The following is an 18,098-nucleotide window of genomic DNA, read 5'->3' as shown; positions in this document are numbered from 1 at the left end:
GCCGGACGGCGGGGCCGCCGGCGGCGTGGCCACGCCGGACGGCGGGGCCGCCGGCGGCGGCTCAGCCCCGGCCCCCGGGGGGCGTGAAGTCCTGCCGCCCGTAAGCGCCTCGCCCTCCGGGCTGCCGGTGCCCTCGCCTCCGGTTCCCCTCATCAGCCTGCCCTTGCCCGCAACGGCATCAGCCCAAGGGACGATCGTGGACGGCTTCCCCGGGGGCGTGATCTCCTTTCCGGAAGGAACGACTGTTGTCTCGACGGCGGTCTCCGCGGCCGACGGATCCCTGCAGGTGTCCGCCGATTGCATCGTGGCCTTGCCCCAGGACTCCGTGGCGGGGCACTTCCAGCAGGTGCTGGGCGGCCTGAAGTTCTGGTCTGAACCAGTCCCCGCCGCGGAAGGACAGCGCTCCATCCGGTTCAGCCGGGGCGCTGATTCCGTGACCCTCACCGCCTCAACCACGGGGACGGGGAGCACGCGGTTCATGCTTCTGGGGAATCTGCACGCGGCGGCTGGCGGGTAGCGCCGTGTACATCTCCATGTCAGACCGCAGCGGCGGCAAGAAGGACCTGGAGCCACTGGCCACAGGCAGTGCCGGGCCGCCGAAGACGCCTTTCCGTCTTTCCCCGGTCATTCTCTGGCTGGGAGTGGTGAGCATGCTCACTGATGTGTCGTCCGAGTCCGTGTCCGCCATCCTGCCCCTGTACATCACCGGGTTCCTGGGCCTGTCCGTCATTGCGTTCGGAATTCTCGATGGCATCAACCAGGGCGCAAGCGCCATCGTCCGGATCGCTGCCGGTTATGCGTCCGACCGCATCGGCCGGCCCAAACGGGTGGCCCTGGCAGGCTATGGCCTTTCCCTGGTGGCCCGGATCGGGCTCCTGTTCGCCAGCGGATTCTGGGCCCTGGCCGCCGTCGTGACGGCCGACCGGATCGGCAAGGGCATCCGGACGGCCCCGCGCGATGCTTTGATCGCGGTGTCAGCCCAGACGGAATACCTGGCGCGGCATTTCGGCGTGCACCGGATGCTGGACAACATCGGGGCGGCGGGCGGTCCGCTGCTGGCTTTTTTCATCCTGATGCTGATGCCCAACGGATACGGCACCGTCTTTGTGGTCTCGCTGGCCTTCGCCACAATCGGTGTCGCTGTGCTCGCACTCCTGGTCCCGAACCTGAAAACCCGGAAGCCGGGCGGCGCGGCGCCGGACAGCAAGACCGGGCCGGTGCGCGGATTCCGCTGGCGCCTCCTGCGTGAGCCCGGACTGGGCCGGCTCCTGGTCGCCGCCGGCATCTTGGGCCTGCTCACGGTAGGGGACGGCTTCATTTACCTTGTGCTGCAGGACAGGGACTCCTTTGCCGTGCAGTGGTTCCCGCTGCTGTACGTGGGCACGAACGTGGTGTTCCTGATCCTCGCCGTTCCGCTGGGCCGTCTCGCGGACCGCTGGGGCAAGGCGCGGGTCTTTATTGCCGGGCACGTCTCCCTCCTTGCCTGTTACCTGCTGGCGGCGGCACCGGCCGGGGGACTCGGACCCACCGTGGCCTGCCTGGTTCTGCTCGGAGTGTTCTACGCCGCGACCGATGGGGTGCTGGCGGCGCTGGCGAGCCAATTGGCCCCGCCGGACAAACTCGCCACGGGCCTCGGCGCCGCCCAAACAGTGGTGGCGCTGAGCCGGATGGCCGGCTCCGTGGGCTTTGGTGTCCTGTGGTTCGCGCTGGGTCCCTCCGGGGCGATGGTGGTGGTGGGAAGCTGCCTTGCCGCCGGCGTGGTGGCGTCCTGGTTCATCCTTCGCGGCGTCCTGCGGCAGAGGCCGGCAGCTTGACCACCGCCGCCGGAAGCAGACTGCGGTGGGCAATTCTGCTGGTCGTCACGGCGCTGGTCGTCGTCGCCGCCGGAGCCTACGCCACTGTTGCGTTCCAGCGCTTCCAGGAGAGCAGGATGTCGGTATCGGCGGCGCGGGTAGCCTCCGGCGTCGCCGTGCTGGCGAAGGGCTCTGTCCTGTTCCGCAATACGGCGCCCGGCCAGGGCTATGGCATGGTCGGCGCCGTCCCGCTGTCGGAGCCCGCCGGTGAGCGGTCTTTGGCAGGGGTAGCCTGCGACCGGGTGTACGGCACGATGCAGAACATCGTCTGCCTGAAGACCAACCGCGGTCTCGTGACCAGCTTCGAAGCCGTCCTGCTGAAACCGGACTGGCAGCCGGCCAGGAGCTGGGCTGTACCCGGCATCCCCAGCCGCACCCGGTTGAGCGCGGACGGCTCCCTGGTGGCCACCACGGTGTTTGTCACGGGGCACTCGTACGGCAGCGGGGGCTTTTCCACAGAGACGTCCATCACGGCGGCGCAGGGCAGCGGCGGGACCGGGAACCTGGAGGACTTCGCCCTCCTGGTCAACGGCACCCGCATCACCGCGGCCGACCGCAATATCTGGGGTGTGACCTTCGCACCGGGCCAAAGCGACACGTTCTACGCGACGGCGGCGTCATCGGGACGCATCTGGCTTGTGAAGGGGAGCCTTTCGGCGCGCACCCTCACGGCAATCCACGACGGCGTGGAGTGCCCGTCGGTCTCGCCCGATGGCACCCGGATCGCGTACAAGAAGAACACCGGCAGCCCGTTGGCCGCGCACTGGCGCGTCGCGGTGCTGGACCTGGCCAGCGGGAAGGAAACCGTGTTGTCCGAGCAGCGGAGCGTCGATGACCAGATTGAATGGCGTGACGACCAGACACTGCTCTACGGGCTGGCCCGCGACGGTGCCGCCGGCGACAGCGATATCTGGCAGATCATGGCGGATCCCGAGTCCCGGCCCTCCCTCTACATCGAACACGCCTGGTCTCCGTCAGTGCTGCGCTGACCTGAGTCACCGCACTGGTCCTCAACAGCGGGCGTGACCACCCGTCGATTGCTCCATAACGGCCCTTATCAGGCCTCAAAAGGGCCGTTGTGGAGCAGCGGATGCAGATCAGGGGGAGCCGGGGGCGAAGACGACATCGACGAAGTAGTTGGTGGAGTTCCAGGAATTCGTCGGCACCGAGCCGCCGGAGCCGTACTGGTACAGGCCGTTCTGCGGGCCCGGCGACGTCAGGACACCGTTGATCCAGGGTTCGGCGAAGAACGCCGCGGTGTAGGGATAGTTGCCGTTCGGAGCCAGGTACGACACAACGTAGCCCTGCCCCGGCTCGAGCGCGACGGGAGCAGACAGCGGCGCCGTCTGCCAGCCCGTGGCGGTCTCGTTCGTGAACGTCACCTGGGCAAGTCTCTGTCCGGCGGCGGTCCAGAGCGAGCCGACGTGCGTTCCGGTGTTGCCGGCGCCCTTGTAGAACCTGATGCCCGTGGCACTGCCGGCCACCGAGACGGAGAAAGCGGTGCCGAGCTCAATGGATGAATTGTCCCCGGTCGCGGCCGGCGTGGCCGGGAGCAGGGATCCGAACAGTGTCTGGTCGGCGCCGGTCTGACCGGCCGTTGTGAACTCCCAGCTGAGCGGCGCCAGCACGGCGCCCTGGACAGAGACCACATTGCTGACGCTGGCGGTGAGGACGGCCGCCGCCGGCAGTGGCGCTGCCGGCGAGAAGGTGATCGTCCTGGCGTCCGCCGACAGGGCGGAGGAGCCGGCGACGGCGGCGCCATCGGCGGACAGGCCAAAGCTGAAGCCGGTCCGGAGAGGCTCCGACAATGTCACCGACGGTTTCGAATTCACCGGGAAGCCCCCGGAATCCGCCGCCGGCACCTGCGCCGTCACGCTGAGCGGCGGCACCGACACCACAAAGTCCACGTCCACGAGATAGCTTGCACTCGAGGACGATGCCGGGAAGTCGCCGCTGTACGTGAACGCCCCGGCGCCGGGTGCCGTCCGCAGCGGACCACTGGTGACTCCGGTATTAAAACCGCCCGGTGTCGCCGAATAGACCCCGGTGGGAGTGCGGTAGGCGGCCACGTATGCGGTGTTCGCGGCAATGTCCACGGGCTGGCTGAAGGAGGCTGTTTGCCACCCGGCGGAGGATTCCCCGGTGAAGGTGACTGCCGCCAGCTGCTGGCCGGCTGCGGTGTAAAGGCCCCCGGTGTGGGTCCCGGTATTGCCCGCGGATTTGTAGAAGCGGATGCCCGTGATCTGGCCGGGACTATCGCTGGAGAAGCGGACGCCCAGGGTCAGCGGCACTCCGTCATTGAAGTCCGGGGCGCCCGGCGTCACGGTGTCCTGGTACAGCGAGCACGGGCAGACGCCGTCTGGCCGCGGAGGCGGAACGGTCGTGAAGGTCCACGTACCCCCGTCGCTGAGCGTCTGCCCCGTGGCCGAGGTGGCGGTCAAGGTGGCCGTGTAGCTGGTCGCGGGGTCCAGAGGTGCGGCGGGCGTGAAGGTGACCCGCCCCGTGGGCCCGTCATAGCTGGCAGTGCCTGGGACATCGACGGAACCGGGACCGGTCAACGTCATCACCGCACCCGACCCCGCCGGCGGCTTGGACAAGGTGGCGGAGACCGTGGCATCCAGGGCGACGCTGGACGAGCCGGCAGACGGTGTCTGTGCCCCGGCCGCGAACGGCGGATCCGGATACTGCATCACCACATCCACCAGGTAGCTGGCGCTGGAACGGTTGCCCGGGAAATCGTTCGTGTAGGAGTAGGCCCCGGCGTCGGCCGGGGTTCTCAGGTTCCCGACGCTCAGCCCGGATCCGAAGCCGTTGACGGTCGCGGAGTAGGATCCGGTGGTGCTCTTGTAGGCCATGACGTATTCGGTGTTCGCCGTGATGGCAACCGGCTGGTTGAAGTTGGCCGTCTGCCAGCCGGAGGTGCTCTCGTTTACGAAGGTGACAGTGGCGAGTTGCTGCCCGGACGCAGTGAACAGGGTTCCGGTGTGCGTACCGGTGTTCCCCGCTGACTTGAAGAAGCGCACCCCGGTCACGGTCCCCACCGCAGTGCTGGAGAAGCGGACGCCCAGGGTCAGCGGCACCCCGTCCCGGGCCTCCTGGATCCCCGGGACGACGGCGTCATCGTAGAGGCTGCAGGGGCAGCTCCCGGGGACCGGCGGGGACACCACGGTGGTAAAGGACCACGACGCACCGCCGGCCAACGAGCCGCCGCTCGCGTCTGCGGCGTTGAGCCTCGCCGTGTAGGTGGTGCCCAGGTCCAGGCCGGCGGCAGGGGTGAAGGTGACCTTCCGCGTGGCGGGGTCATAGCCGGTGCTGCCCGCGACGGCCGTTCCGTTGGCCGTGAGCGTCAGGTCCACGCTGGAACCTGTAACGGCCTTGGAGAACACCGCCCCGACTGTAGTGGCCTGCGGGACGCTCGATGAGCCGTCCAACGGCCAGTGCCCGGACGCCGTCAGCTCGGAGGTGTCGACGGTGTCGAACAGGGCATCGACGAAGTAGTTGCCGTTGCTGAAACTGTTGGAGGGAAACGAACCCGGAACGGCGTACACCCCGGCCGGGGGGCTGCCGAATCCGCCAGCCACGGTCAAGGGCGGGTCGGTCAGGCCAAAGCTCGCCCACTGGTAGTCCTTGCTGGCGTAGTGGCCGTTCGGGGCAGTGTAGGAGATGACGTATTTCTGTCCGGCGGTGACGGGAACCGGCTGGCTGAAGCGGACTTCCTGCCAGCCGGATGCCGTTTCCGCCGTGAATGTGGCCGTCGCGAGCCGCTGGCCGGCGGAACTCCAGAGCGAACCGCTGTGGGTTCCGGTATTGGCGGTGCTCTTGTAGAAGCGCGCCCCGGTGATGAAGCCGTCCACGCTGGGCGTGATGTTCATGCCCAGCTCGTACGCCCCGCCGTCCTGGGAATCCGGCACCGCTGGTACCTGCTGCCCGAAGACGGAGTAAGGCCCGGTGAGCTGGAGCTGACGGGTGGACGGTGCGCCGATGTTGGCGCTGTCATCGACGGCGCGCACCTGGATGGTGGCCGTGGCGAGGCCTTTCTGGATATAGGTGTGCGTCCAGTTCTGCCTGCCCTGGGCAGGGTGCCAGCTGCTCCCGCCGTCGGTGGACACTTCAACCCCGGCCACGATGCCGCCGGTGTCGCTGGCCGTTCCGGACACTGTGACGCTCGTGCCGTGCGGCACGGTGGTGCCCCCGGCAGGGGAGGAGATAGTCACGGTCGGGGCCGCCGTGTCGCTGCTCGCCGACGCGGCTGACAGCGCCGTGTCGCGGGTGGCGGGCTGGGCACCCATGTCCGCCAGGAGATTAATCTGCGCCTGCTGCATCCGCGGATCCGCGGCCGCGCCGTCGCCGTCGTGCTCCTTGTCCAGGCCCCACGTCCACTGGACCGTGCCCGCGGAGAACACCAGCGCCCCGCTGCCGGCACGGTACATGGTCGTGTTGTGGGTGGTGGTCCCCGGCTGCACGGTGTTGCCAAAATCCTGCAGATACTGCGGCGTCGTCCCCGTCGTGGTGGACAGGCGGATCAGCCCGGCGGGCCTGAACCCGTTGTCCAGGTCCTCGTTGGATTCATAGCCCACCGTGTGCGGCGCCAGCTGCGCGGAGCCGCCTGCGGGGAGCGTCGCCAGGGAGGTGTTGCGCCAGAGACGCGCTTTTCCCTCGGCAGCGCTGACCGTGATGGGCAGATCCGTGTAGTTGGACACATACATCGTCCCGGTCAACGCGTTTTCGGGGAGGCCGCCGCCGTTGGCCTGGGCGGCGTACCTCGGGTCGCGCCAGGTGCCGGTCCATTCCGTGCTGGGGTCGATCTTGGCGTTTGCCCAGGTCTCCTTGTAGGACGTGATGGTGCGGCCGGCCGCTCCGTCGACCGGCGAGGGTTCCATCCGGGTCCGCCAGTACACTTCGTTGCCGGAGAGGAACTGCAGGTTCACGCCGGCGTCGCGGGCGGCCTCCACATTGGCCCGCTGGGCGCCGGACCAGTATTCGTCGTGGCCCACGGACAGGAATACCTTGTGGTTGAGGAGCTGGGCTCCGTTCCGGTCGGTGTCCACCCCGCTGATGTAGCTGACGTCGTAGCCGTTTTTCTCCAGGAAACGGACCAGGGGGTACTCGTTGCTGAAGTAGAAGTCGCGTCCGCCCATGGCGCCGCGCGTATTCACCGGACGGTTGTAGCTGATCTTGTAGGCCCGGCCGTTCTGGGCGCCCTGGTAGAAATCCGAGCCGCCGTAATCGTTGTAGGCCTGCCACGATGTGTCGGAGGTCTGGAACACGACATCGGAGTGGCTGCCGTCGGAGCGGACCACAAAGGTGATGTGGCTGCGGCTGCCGTTGTCCGGCCGTGTCAGCAGGGCCACATACACGCCGGAGACGGCCGTCGCGGGAACCTGCCACGTCGCGGACACCGCCCACGTCCCGCAATCGTAGAGTTCCGTGGTGACGTCGGAGAGGCACTGGGGTTGGGTTTGCCGCAAGGCGGCCGGAGTGACGTCGGCGATTTTGCGGGCGCCGAGTCCCTGATACCAGCCGGTCCGGTAGATGCCGATCGTATAGCTGGCCGCGGTGGTGTCCACCTTGAAGCTGATGGGCTGGCCGGGATTGACGCTGATCCCGGTGGAGAATCCCTGGATGTCCGCGTCGCCCGCGCCGGTGATGTCCCACTCCGAGGGTGGGGCCCCCGGCTTCGAGTTTTCGCAGGCCACAGCGTTCAGGAGCGGGGAGCAGGGATCCGCGGCGCTGGCCGCCGGCAGGAGGCCCGCCGGCACGGTAACCGGCAACAGCGCCGCAACCAGGGCGATAGCCAGTGGAATGACGACTCGCTTGAGCGTTTTCAGCGGGCGGGCGACTGAGGAAACGGGCATCTGAACTCCTGAGTGAGTGCGCTGTCGCGGTCTCGGGCCGGCGCATCGTGCCCCGCCCCGTGCCGCCACCCCCCGGTGCAGCCAACCACGGTATTCAGTTGTCCCCAAAGCCGGAACTGCGAGTCTTACGCCCCCTGCGCCAGTGGTGGAGCACAGCATCAACTGCGCTCTGCCACGCCGGGCCGGTGTGAGACCACCGGCCCGAGCAGCGTCAAGCAGCTCCTAGCCGCGATCCTAAGTTTGCCCGCGGAAAGGCAGCAAAGGATTTCCTTGGGAAAAGCCTAAATCCGCTGATTTTGGCGCGGTGACGGTAGATTTAGGACAGGAACAGCCGTTTCCGCCAGCCAGGAGATCCGAAACACCTTGCACCTCAAAAGCCTGACCGTCCGGGGATTCAAGTCCTTCGCTTCGGCGACGACGTTCGAATTCGAACCAGGCGTCACCGCCGTGGTCGGCCCCAACGGCTCGGGCAAATCCAATGTGGTGGACGCCCTGGCCTGGGTGATGGGCGAACAGGGCGCCAAGACCCTCCGCGGCGGCAAGATGGAGGACGTGATTTTCGCGGGCACGTCCGGTCGCCCGCCGCTGGGCCGCGCCCACGTCTCACTCACCATAGATAACAGCGACGGCGCCCTGCCGATCGAGTACAGCGAAGTCACGATTTCCCGCACGCTGTTCCGCACCGGTGGCTCGGAGTACGCCATCAACGGAGCCGGCTGCCGGCTCCTGGACATCCAGGAACTCCTCTCCGACTCCGGCCTGGGCCGGGAAATGCACGTGATCGTGGGGCAGGGGCAGCTGGACAAGGTGCTGCACGCCACCCCGGAGGACCGGCGGGGTTTCATCGAGGAAGCCGCCGGCATCCTCAAGCACCGCCGCCGCAAGGAAAAGACGGTCCGCAAGCTCGAAGCCATGCAGGCGAACCTTGCCCGGCTCAGCGACCTCACCGGCGAAATCCGCCGGCAGCTCACGCCGCTGGGCAAACAGGCCGAGGTGGCACGCCGTGCCCAGACCGTCCAGTTCGAGGCCCGTGACGCGCGTTCCCGGCTCCTCGCGGACGACCTTGTCCAGCTGCAGCAGGCACTGGCACAGGATGTCGCGGACGAGAGCGCACTGAAGGCACGCGGCGTCGTCGGGCAGGAACTTGAACTCGGCAGGCAGCGGCAGGCCAGCCTCGAACAGCTCGCCGCCGAGGCCACGCCCAGGCTCAACGCCGCCCGCGACACGTGGTACCAGCTCTCCGCCGGGCGGGAACGGCTGCGCTCGCTGGGCTCGCTGGCCGAGGAACGCCGCCGGCTGCTGGGGGCCTCCGACAACGTCCCTGATTCCGGCCGCGACCCCGAGCAGCTGGACCGGCAGGCAGCCCGGGTCCGGGAGGAACAAGCCGGGCTGGAGCGCCAGATCGTGGGCAGCCGCAGCGCCCTGGATGCCGCCACCGCCGCCAAGCAGGACGCCGAAAACGCCGCCGCCGCCGAGGACAAGCGGCTCGCGTCCTTGCTTCGCGCCGCAGCGGACCGCCGCGAAGGCCTGGCCAAACTGGCCGGGCAGGTGGGTGCCGCACGCTCCCGGGTCGAGTCCGCGCAGGCGGAACTCGGCCGGCTCCGCGATTCCCTCAAGGCAGGGGAGGAGCGCCGCAGGCAGGCCCACAGCGAGTTCACCGCCCTCGAATCCCAGGTTGCCGGCGTTGAGGACGGCGAGGAGAGCCTCGACGCGGAGTACGAGGACGCCAGTGCCGCCCTCGACGGCATCGTTGCCGAGATCGACGCGCTCACGGCGGCCGAACGCGACGGCGAACGGGAACGCGGCGCCCTCCTGGCCCGACGCGACGCCCTCCAGCTCGGGCTGAACCGCAAGGACGGCTCGGCCCACGTCCTCGGCGCAGGACTCCCCGGGGTGCTCGGCGCCCTGGCGTCCATGATCACGGTGGAACCCGGCTATGAGGCCGCCATCGCGGCGGCCCTGGGCGCCGCCTCCGACGCGATCGTGGTGCAGGACAGCGAGGCTGCGGCCGCCGCCGTGCAGCGGCTGAAGGACGACGACGCCGGCCGGGCAGCCCTGCTGCTGGCAGCCGCTGCCACCGGCGCCCGTCCCGCGACCGGCGGGCAGCTCCCCGCGGGCGGCCGGTGGGCCGTCCAGCTCGTCACGGCCTCCGGCACCGACGAGGTTGCCTCCCGGCTGCCGCTGCCCGGACTGCTGGCGGGCATCGCCGTCGTCGAGGGCCTGGACGCTGCGGCCGAACTGGTGGCGGCGCGCCCGGAACTGACTGCCGTGACCCGGGCCGGGGACGTGCTGACCGCGCTTACAGTCAGCGGAGGCTCCGCGAAGGCGCCCTCGCTGATCGAAGTGCAGGCCGCCGTCGACGACGCCTCCTCCCGGCTGGCCGCGGTCACCGCCGGGCTGGAACGCCAGCGGTTCGCCCTTGCCGCCGCCCGGGCCCGGCGGGCTGCAGCCCAGGACCGTGCTGACGCTGCGCTGGAGAAACTCCACGATTCGGATGCACGGCTGGCGGCCGTTGCTGAACGTCTGGGGCACCTGAACTCCGTGCTCCGCAGCGCCGTCGGCGAAAGCGAGCGGCTCGCCGCCTCCCTGGCTAAAGCCGAGGCCAACATCGTCAGCGAACAGGTTGCGCTGGAAGCCGTGGCGGCACGGCTTGCCGCCGCCCAGGAAGCGCCGGCGGAGGAGGAGCCCTCCCCGGAACACCGGGATGCCCTCGCCCTGGCCGCGTCCCTGGCCCGCAGCGCCGAAATGGAGGCCCGGCTCGGTCTGCGCAGCGCCGAGGAACAGCTCTCGGCCACCCGCAACCGGGCGTCTTCGCTGGAACGCGCCGCCGCCACCGAGCGGCGCGCCCGCGAGGAAGCGGCCGAACGGGCACGCCGCCGCCGGCTCCAGGCTAAACGCGCCGCGGCCGTCTCCGCCGCCGTCGCCCAGGTGATCGGCTTCCTCGACGTCTCCGTGGAACTCGCCCGGCAGGAGCGGGACAGCGCCGAGGAACGCAAGGAACAGATGGACGCCGAGCTGTCCGCCCTGCGCAGCAGCAATGATGCCCTCGCCCGCGAACTGGCAGAACTGACCGACTCGGTGCACCGCGATGAACTGGCCCGCGCCCAGCAGCGCCTCCGGATCGAAGCCCTTGAGCTGAGAAGTGTCGAGGAGCTGGGGCTGACCGCCGACCAGTTGGTCGAAGATTTCGGACCGGACCAGCCCGTTCCCGTGCCCGCGGCGGAGGCGTCGGGGGACAAATGGGCTGCCCTCCGCGCCCCGGTGGACGAGGACGGCCGCGAGATCCTGGCCGGCAAGCCCTTCGTCCGCGGGGAGCAGGAGAAACGGCTCAAGCGCGCTGAACGGGACCTGTCGGCCCTAGGCCGGGTCAACCCCCTGGCACTGGAGGAATTCGCCGCCCTCGAGGAACGCCACCAGTTCCTCAGCACCCAACTCGAGGACCTCAAGTCCAGCCGCAAGGACCTGCTGGACATCATCAAGGAGGTTGATGAGCGCGTCCAAAAGGTCTTCGCCGAGGCCTTCGAAGACACCTCGGCGCAGTTCGTCCGGATCTTCGCCCGGCTGTTCCCCGGCGGCGAGGGCCGGCTGGTCCTCACCGACCCCTCGGACATGCTCACCACCGGCATCGAAGTTGAGGCGCGTCCGGCCGGCAAGAAAATCAAGCGGCTCTCACTGCTCTCAGGCGGCGAACGGTCCCTGACCGCCGTGGCCCTGCTGGTGGCGATCTTCAAGGCCCGGCCCTCACCGTTCTATGTGATGGACGAGGTGGAGGCAGCCCTGGACGACACCAACCTGGGCCGGCTCATCACCATCTTCGAGGAGCTGCGCGAATCCAGCCAGCTCATCATCATCACGCACCAGAAACGCACCATGGAAGTTGCCGATGCCCTGTACGGCGTCACCATGCGCGGCGACGGCGTCTCCACCGTCATCAGCCAGCGTCTCGGCGCCCAGGTCTGAGGCCCGCCGGCGGGCCTTTTCAGGCTCCGCGCCGGCTTTCCGGTTTGTGAGAAGCTAGGGGAGTGAACGACATCCTCCCCATTCTTCTGCCCATTCTCGCCGCCCTGGTGGTCCTCGGTGCACTCATTCCGGTCCTGATGAAGACCCGGAAGAACATCACCAATTACCCCGGGAAGCGTGACGAGAACGATCCCGTGGCGCCCGGCGCCGGCGGTGGAACACTCCTCGAGGACCACCCCGCGCCGACGCGCGACCGTACGGCGCCGGACTCCGTTGGCCTCGGGGCGACGGAAACAGTCGAAGTCCCGGATGATGTGGCCGGCCTGGAAATCGTTCCGGTCGAAACGCCGCTGCCGGTGGCAGGCCGCCTGATCCGCCTGCGCGAACGCCTCGTCAGGTCCAACAACATCCTGGGCAAGGGCCTGCTGGCACTGCTGTCCGCGGACAAGATCGATGAAAACGTGTGGGACGAGGTGGAGGAAACCCTCCTGCTCGCCGACCTCGGCACCGAGCCGACCCTCCAGCTAGTGGACGCGCTCCGCGAACGCGTCAAGGTCCTCGGCACCCGCTCCCCGGAGCAGGTCAAGGCCCTGCTGCGCGAGGAACTCATCAAGCTGGTGGACCCCACGATGGACCGCAGCCTGCGCGTCGAACGCCACGCCGACAAACCCGCCGTCGTGCTTGTGGTGGGCGTCAACGGCGTCGGCAAGACCACCACGGTGGGCAAGCTCGCCCGCGTGCTCGTCGCCGAGGACAAGGACGTGCTGCTCGGTGCCGCGGACACGTTCCGCGCCGCCGCCGCCGAGCAGCTTGCCACCTGGGGCCAGCGTGTCGGCGTCCCGACGGTGAAGTCCGACGTCGACGGTGCGGACCCGGCGTCGGTCGCCTACGAAGCGGTCAAGGCCGGCATCGACCAGGAAGTGGACGTCGTGATGATCGACACCGCCGGACGCCTGCAGAACAAGACCGGCCTGATGGACGAGCTCGGCAAGGTCAAGCGTGTCATTGAGAAGCTCGCCGAGGTGGACGAGGTGCTCCTGGTCCTGGACGCCACGACCGGACAGAACGGCCTGAACCAGGCGCGGGTCTTCGCCGAAGTCGTGAACGTCACCGGCATCGTCCTGACCAAGCTGGACGGCACGGCCAAGGGCGGCATCGTGGTGGCCATCCAGAAGTCGCTCGGCGTCCCGGTCAAGCTGATCGGCCTCGGCGAGGGCGCGGATGACCTCGCCCCATTCGACGCAGAAAGCTTCGTCGACGCCATCCTGAACTAGCCCCACCCAGTCACGCCTTAAACCCAACTGGCTCCCAGCTGGTGTCGCCCCGGACTTACCGGAACGACATCAACTGGGAGCCAGCTGTTTAGGTGCTGCCTAGTGCTTGAAGTTCAGCACGGTCACCGTGCCGGCCGTCAGCTTGAACGTCTGCGTCTGAGAACCATAGGCGAAACCCTCCACCGTGGCACGGTCCGCGAGCGGAATCGGCTCGGACTTGGCACCGTCGATCACCGTGCTGTCCTCCGCCCCGTAGCTGGGCCCGGTCATTTGGGTCATGGTTCCGGTCAGCGCCCGCGCGGGCAGCTTGAGGGTGACATCCGTCTGCGCCGCCTTCTCCGGATCGTTCTCGTTGACCAGAACCACGGTGGTGCTGCCGTCAGCGTTCTGCAGGGCGTAGCTGAACATCAGGCCGCCGCCCTTTGAGTCCAGCTTCATGAACTTGCCAGCCTCCAGCTCGGCAACCATGGAAATACCGAAGAAGTTGGCCCTCCCGGAGACCTCGCCGTTCGGCTTGAGATAGGGGCCGCCGGTGCAGACGGCGGACATGGGGGGACCACCCTTACAGGTCAGCATCGAGCTGTGGAAGCCGATCCGGGTAATGCCCAACTGCGCGGCGTTGAGCGCGTAATCAGCCGTCCAAAGGGCGGACGCGTGGGTGCGGGAGGTTTCGTTGGAGCCGGGGCAGGCTGCAATCCCCGTCTCGGGAAGCCAGGTTTCAATGCCTGCCGCCTGGCCGGCCTCCAGGGCTGCCTGCTGGTAGTCGTCGGCACGGTCATGCATGAGCCGGCTCATCACGTTGGCGATGGTCGGCGAACTCTTGGGGTCGCCTCCGTCACAGCTGTGAAGCGGGTAATTGTGGAAGGACAGGATCTTCTTCTGCGGGATGTCAGCATCGATGAACGGCTGCCACCATTTTTGGTCGTAGGCGCCCGGGCCGGAGATGGGCACGTTCGGGGCCACCGCGTTAATCGCGTTCGCATAGGCCTTGAGTTCCTCCACGTACTGCCCGGTGCTGTAGCCACCGGGGCGGACACCATTGGCCCCATAGCCGTTGGGCTCGTTGCCGACGGTGATGCTCAGCAGCCGCGGGCCGAAGATCTCCGCCGCGTGCTTGGCCATGTCGGCGGCGCGGGCCGGGTCGTAGTGGCCCAGGTCCACGGTGAGGCTGACAGTCGCATTTGCAGCTTCCAGCAGGGTGTTCAGCCGTGCCAGATCCGCCGGGCCCACAGCCCTGACCGGGTGTGCTGCATCTCCGCGGTAGCCGGAGGACGGGACGGCCTCGTTGGTCGAAGTCCAGAAGAAGCGGCGGTCAACGGCGTTGCCACCGAAACGGAGCACCGGCTGGTCGGCTTCCTGCAGCAGTTTCACCGTCGAGGCGTTGCTGCTGCTCAGCGCGGGATCGGCGAGGTCGGTCGCTTCGAGTGAGATGCCCACCAGGCCCTTGGTCAGCGCGGTGCCGACCAGGTCCTTCGAGACGCTGACTTCGAGCGGTTCCACCGCTTCCAGGGGCGAGCCGGCGGGCGGGCCGGGCTGCTTGTAGTACGTGACGGCCGGAGCTGGCGGCAAGGACGCCTCCGGCGCGGCCGAGGTGGCCTCCGAGCTCGCGGCGGGGGCCGCCGTGTTTCCTCCGGCGCCCGGCCCGAGGAAAATCACCAGCGACGCCAGCACGGCAATGACCGCGAGCACTGAGATCACGACGGCAGGACGGAGATTCTTGCGCTTGGTCCCGGCCGCATCCTCCGGCCTGTTGTCGGCGGTGTGTTCGGGCGAACGTTCAGTGGGTGGCATGTAAAGACTTCTCCAGCTTCTGGGTGGGAACTCCCCTCAGCCTAACGAAGTCCGCCGGTGCAGTTCGACGCGGGGCGGGCAATGGTCACCCGGGTGGGGTCAGGTGCTGCGGGTCGCCGGCCGGTGGAATGTCTCCCGGGCCAGCAGCCAGCCGGCGGCAGCCGCGACCAGGACGCCGCCGGTGACGCCGAAGGCCCAGCCATAGCCCAGCCGGTCTGCGAGCACCCCGGCAAGGACCGGCCCGATGATCGCCCCGCTGTCGGCGGTCATCTGGAAGATGGCCAGGACCCGCCCGCCGGAGCGCTCATTGCCGATCACGTCCGCCATGGCGGCCTGCTGCGCCGGACCGAGCAGCCCTGAACCGATGCCGGCGACAGCGGTCGCCACGAGGAACCAGAGCAGCTCGTGCGTGAAACCGATGGCTGCCGTTGCGGTTCCGGTGACCAACAGCCCGGAGATCATCATGGGTTTCCGGCCCAGGCTGTCCGCGAGTTTGCCGGAGAATGTCAGCGCCACCGCGTTGGCCGCGGCGAACATGGCCAGGGCCCAGCCGGCCGATTCCGGTCCCGCGTTCAGGGCGGCGACGGCGAAGAGCGGCACCGTAGCCATCCGGACGCCGAAGGTCGCCCAGCCGTTCGCGAAGCTGGAGAACAGCCCCGCCCGGTACGCGCTGTCCCGCAATGCCTCGCGGAGCTCCATCGCCGGCGCCGTGCTCCCGTCCGGGCGGGAGGCCGCGGGCACATGGCTGAGCTGGGTCTGCACCACGAGGGCCGCCAGGACGAGGGCGGCCGCGTAGACGAGGAACGGGACACGCAGGCCGAAGCCGGCCAGCAGCCCGCCCACGACGGGCCCGCACACATTGCCGATGAGGAACGCCGAGGCGTAGGCACCGGACACCCGGCCGCGGCTTTCCGGCGGCGCCAGCCGGACCACCAGGGCCATCGACGCCACCGTGAACATCACTGAGCCGGCACCGCCGAGGCCGCGGAAGATCAGCAGTTGCCAGTAGTCCTGGGCGAAGGCACACGCCGCCGTTGACGCCGCAACAATCAACAGACCGGCCACGTAGACCGGCCGTTCCCCGAGCCGCACAATCAGCGCGCCACCCGCGGGAGCGAACACGAGCCGCATGAACGCGAAGATGCTCACGATCACAGCGGCCGCCGTCGCGCCGACGTCGAAAGTGGTGGCGAACTGGGGGAGGACCGGCGCCACGAGACCGAAGCCGAGGGCGATGAGGAAGGCAGCCACCAACAACACCTTGATGTCCCGGGGCAGCACCGCCTTGCCGTTGGTCCGGGTGCCGGCCTGCGGCGGGGATCCCGCGGGGCGGGGGGTCTTACTCATGGCTGTGGCTTCCTGGCGGTACGGGCGGGGGGGAGCGGATGTTGGAACGCGTGAAACATAACCGTAACAAGAAGGATTTGCACCATTTACTTCCGGGAGGTTCTTGTAACAACCCGGCAATCTAAATCCTCTGCCGGCGAAACACGCCGCCGACAAACTCTTCTTAGAACGCAAACCGCGTTGAGGCACGCGGAGAACTCCGCAACATCTTTTAGATCGCATCCAAGCAAGGGAGGACGTGCACCATGGAACTTACCGCAGGTCACGTATGGCTGATGGTGGCAGCAGCACTCGTGCTGTTCATGACACCAGGACTAGCATTTTTCTACGGCGGCATGACGCGCGCCAAGGCCGCACTGAACATGATGATGATGAGTTTCATCTCCATCGGCATGGTCGGTGTGGTCTGGGTGCTCTGGGGCGCCTCGATGAGCTCCGGCGAGGGCTTCATGCAAATGGTTGGAAACCCGTTCGCCACCTTCGGTCTGGAGGGCATCGATACTCCTGACGGGCTCATCAAGGTCGGCTACGCAGCCACCTTCGCCATCATCACCGTCGCCCTGATCAGCGGCGCGATTGCTGACCGCGCCAAGTTCGGCGCCTGGTCCGTGTTCGTCCCGGTCTGGGTCACCCTGGTCTACTGCCCGCTGGCCTACATGGTCTGGGGCGGCGGGCTGTTCGGCCCGGAAGGCGCAATCGGCCAGGCCCTCGGACCGGCGATTGACTTCGCCGGCGGCACCGTTGTCCACATCAACGCCGGTGTTGCCGCGCTGATCCTCGTGCTGATCATCGGCAACCGCAAGGGCTTCGGCAAGGACCCCAACCACCGCCCGCACAACATCCCCTTCGTTATGCTCGGTGCTGCGATCCTGTGGTTCGGCTGGTTCGGCTTCAACGGCGGCGCAGCGACGACGGCGGAGCAGGGCGGCCTGATCTGGGTCAACACCCTGGCAGCCCCCGCCGCGGCAATGCTCGGCTGGCTCATCACGGAGCGTATCCGCGACGGTCACCCGACCTCGCTCGGCGCGGCGTCCGGTGTGGTTGCCGGCCTCGTCGCCATCACCCCGGCCTGCGCCAACGTCAGCCCGATCGGTGCCCTGGGCCTCGGCCTGATCGCCGGAGCGGCTTCCGCCCTGGCCGTCGGCCTCAAGTTCCGCTGGGGCTTTGACGACTCGCTCGACGTCGTCGGTGTCCACCTCGTCTCGGGCATCATCGGCACCGTGGCACTGGGCTTCATCGCCCTCCCGGCCGACGGTGTTGGCGGCGGCCTGTTCTACGGCGGCGGACTCACCCAGCTGTGGGCCCAGCTCGCAGCGGCCGGTATTGCCATCGCCTACTCCGCAGCGATGACCGCAATCATCGCCTTCGCCATCCACAAGACCATGGGCTTCCGGGTTTCCCAGGAGCAGGAAGTCGTGGGCGTCGACCTCAGCCTGCACGCCGAAACCGCCTACGAATTCGGCGTCGGCGGCCACGGTGGAAGCTTCACCCCGCTGCACGAACTCATCACCGGCAAGGCCCAGGGCGAAGCCCCGGCCGCCGGGACGGTGGACGCGACGTCCAACGGTAAGAAGACCGCAGCAGCAGGTAAGGAAAGTGTGGAGGCATGAAACTGATCACAGCAATCGTCCGGCCCGAAAAGCTCGATACCATCCGCGAAGGCCTTGAGGCCTACGGGGTGCAGGGCCTCACCGTCAGCGCGGCCAGCGGCTACGGCCGGCAGCGCGGCTACACCGAGGTGTACCGCGGCGCCGAGTACAACGTGGATCTGCTGCCCAAGATCCGGGTAGAGGTCCTGGCCACCGACGAACAGGCCGACGACATCCTCGATGTCATCATCGCCAGCTCGAACACGGGCCGGGCCGGTGACGGCAAGGTCTGGACGATGGATGTGTTCGAAGCAGTGCGGGTCCGCACCGGAGAACGCGGTTCGGCCGCTATCTAGAGCGCTGCCTGGAACAAAACAGCACAGCAAGCGGGCCGGGAACCTGAAAGGGTACCCGGCCCGCTTTTTTGTG

General features: G+C 68.2%; 10 protein-coding genes. 7 read left to right on the top strand and 3 right to left on the bottom strand.

Annotated elements, in window-relative coordinates:
• The 3 genes from AC50YC_RS18655 to AC50YC_RS18645 all read left to right on the top strand — a co-directional run.
• The coding region (locus tag AC50YC_RS18655; protein WP_494954778.1) for a hypothetical protein at nt 1-517 on the top strand (517 nt) is incomplete at its 5' end.
• A gap of 4 nt (nt 518-521) precedes the next feature.
• A complete protein-coding gene (locus AC50YC_RS18650) occupies nt 522-1,814 on the top strand; it encodes an MFS transporter (protein ID WP_494954777.1) in 1,293 nt (430 codons plus the stop codon).
• Nucleotides 1,811-2,842: a TolB family protein gene (locus AC50YC_RS18645; protein WP_494954776.1), complete on the top strand. Its 1,032-nt coding sequence runs from the start codon at nt 1,811-1,813 to the stop codon at nt 2,840-2,842. Before AC50YC_RS18650 ends, AC50YC_RS18645 begins: the two co-directional genes overlap by 4 nt.
• Nucleotides 2,843-2,950: 108 nt before the next feature.
• On the opposite strand, the gene AC50YC_RS18640 is transcribed toward AC50YC_RS18645, so the two are convergent.
• Nucleotides 2,951-7,708 carry a DUF4082 domain-containing protein gene (locus AC50YC_RS18640; RefSeq protein WP_494954775.1) on the bottom strand — a complete coding sequence of 1,586 codons (4,758 nt, stop codon included), beginning with the start codon at nt 7,706-7,708 and terminating at the stop codon, nt 2,951-2,953.
• 363 nt (nt 7,709-8,071) lie between these two features.
• Here AC50YC_RS18640 and smc point away from each other — a divergent pair, with 363 nt between their 5' ends.
• Nucleotides 8,072-11,668, top strand: coding sequence for a chromosome segregation protein SMC (gene smc / locus AC50YC_RS18635; RefSeq protein ID WP_494954774.1), 3,597 nt, complete (start codon nt 8,072-8,074; stop codon nt 11,666-11,668).
• Between the two features lie 62 nt (nt 11,669-11,730).
• Nucleotides 11,731-12,942: a signal recognition particle-docking protein FtsY gene (ftsY, locus tag AC50YC_RS18630; RefSeq protein ID WP_494954773.1), complete on the top strand. Its 1,212-nt coding sequence runs from the start codon at nt 11,731-11,733 to the stop codon at nt 12,940-12,942.
• Nucleotides 12,943-13,041: 99 nt separating this feature from the next.
• Here ftsY and AC50YC_RS18625 read toward each other — a convergent pair whose 3' ends face one another.
• Nucleotides 13,042-14,733 (bottom strand): hypothetical protein, encoded by a 1,692-nt coding sequence (locus tag AC50YC_RS18625; RefSeq protein ID WP_494954772.1) that lies wholly within the window; start codon nt 14,731-14,733, stop codon nt 13,042-13,044.
• 99 nt (nt 14,734-14,832) lie between these two features.
• A complete protein-coding gene (locus AC50YC_RS18620) occupies nt 14,833-16,080 on the bottom strand; it encodes an MFS transporter (RefSeq protein ID WP_494954771.1) in 1,248 nt (415 codons plus the stop codon).
• Nucleotides 16,081-16,325: 245 nt separating this feature from the next.
• Between AC50YC_RS18620 and AC50YC_RS18615 the strand changes: the two genes are divergently transcribed.
• Both AC50YC_RS18615 and AC50YC_RS18610 read left to right on the top strand, forming a co-directional pair.
• The gene (locus tag AC50YC_RS18615) at nt 16,326-17,690 is read left to right on the top strand and encodes an ammonium transporter (protein WP_354170188.1); all 1,365 of its coding nucleotides are present in this window, start codon (nt 16,326-16,328) and stop codon (nt 17,688-17,690) included.
• Entirely contained in the window at nt 17,687-18,025 is a 339-nt protein-coding gene (locus AC50YC_RS18610) for a P-II family nitrogen regulator (protein WP_024366371.1), read from the top strand. The genes AC50YC_RS18615 and AC50YC_RS18610 overlap by 4 nt, the downstream gene beginning before the upstream one ends.
• Nucleotides 18,026-18,098 lie beyond the last annotated feature (73 nt).

The sequence above is a fragment of the Pseudarthrobacter sp. MDT1-56 genome, assembly GCF_059383555.1.
Note: the sequence above shows the minus strand (reverse complement) of the source record. Positions and strands in the feature narration are given on the sequence as shown.

Coding starts and splice junctions, on each gene's coding strand:
- AC50YC_RS18620 (WP_494954771.1), bottom strand. CDS start 16,080: ATGAGTAAGACCCCCCGCCCCGCGGGATCCCCGCCGCAGGCCGGCACC.
- AC50YC_RS18615 (WP_354170188.1), top strand. CDS start 16,326: ATGGAACTTACCGCAGGTCACGTATGGCTGATGGTGGCAGCAGCACTC.
- AC50YC_RS18640 (WP_494954775.1), bottom strand. CDS start 7,708: ATGCCCGTTTCCTCAGTCGCCCGCCCGCTGAAAACGCTCAAGCGAGTC.
- AC50YC_RS18610 (WP_024366371.1), top strand. CDS start 17,687: ATGAAACTGATCACAGCAATCGTCCGGCCCGAAAAGCTCGATACCATC.
- AC50YC_RS18625 (WP_494954772.1), bottom strand. CDS start 14,733: ATGCCACCCACTGAACGTTCGCCCGAACACACCGCCGACAACAGGCCG.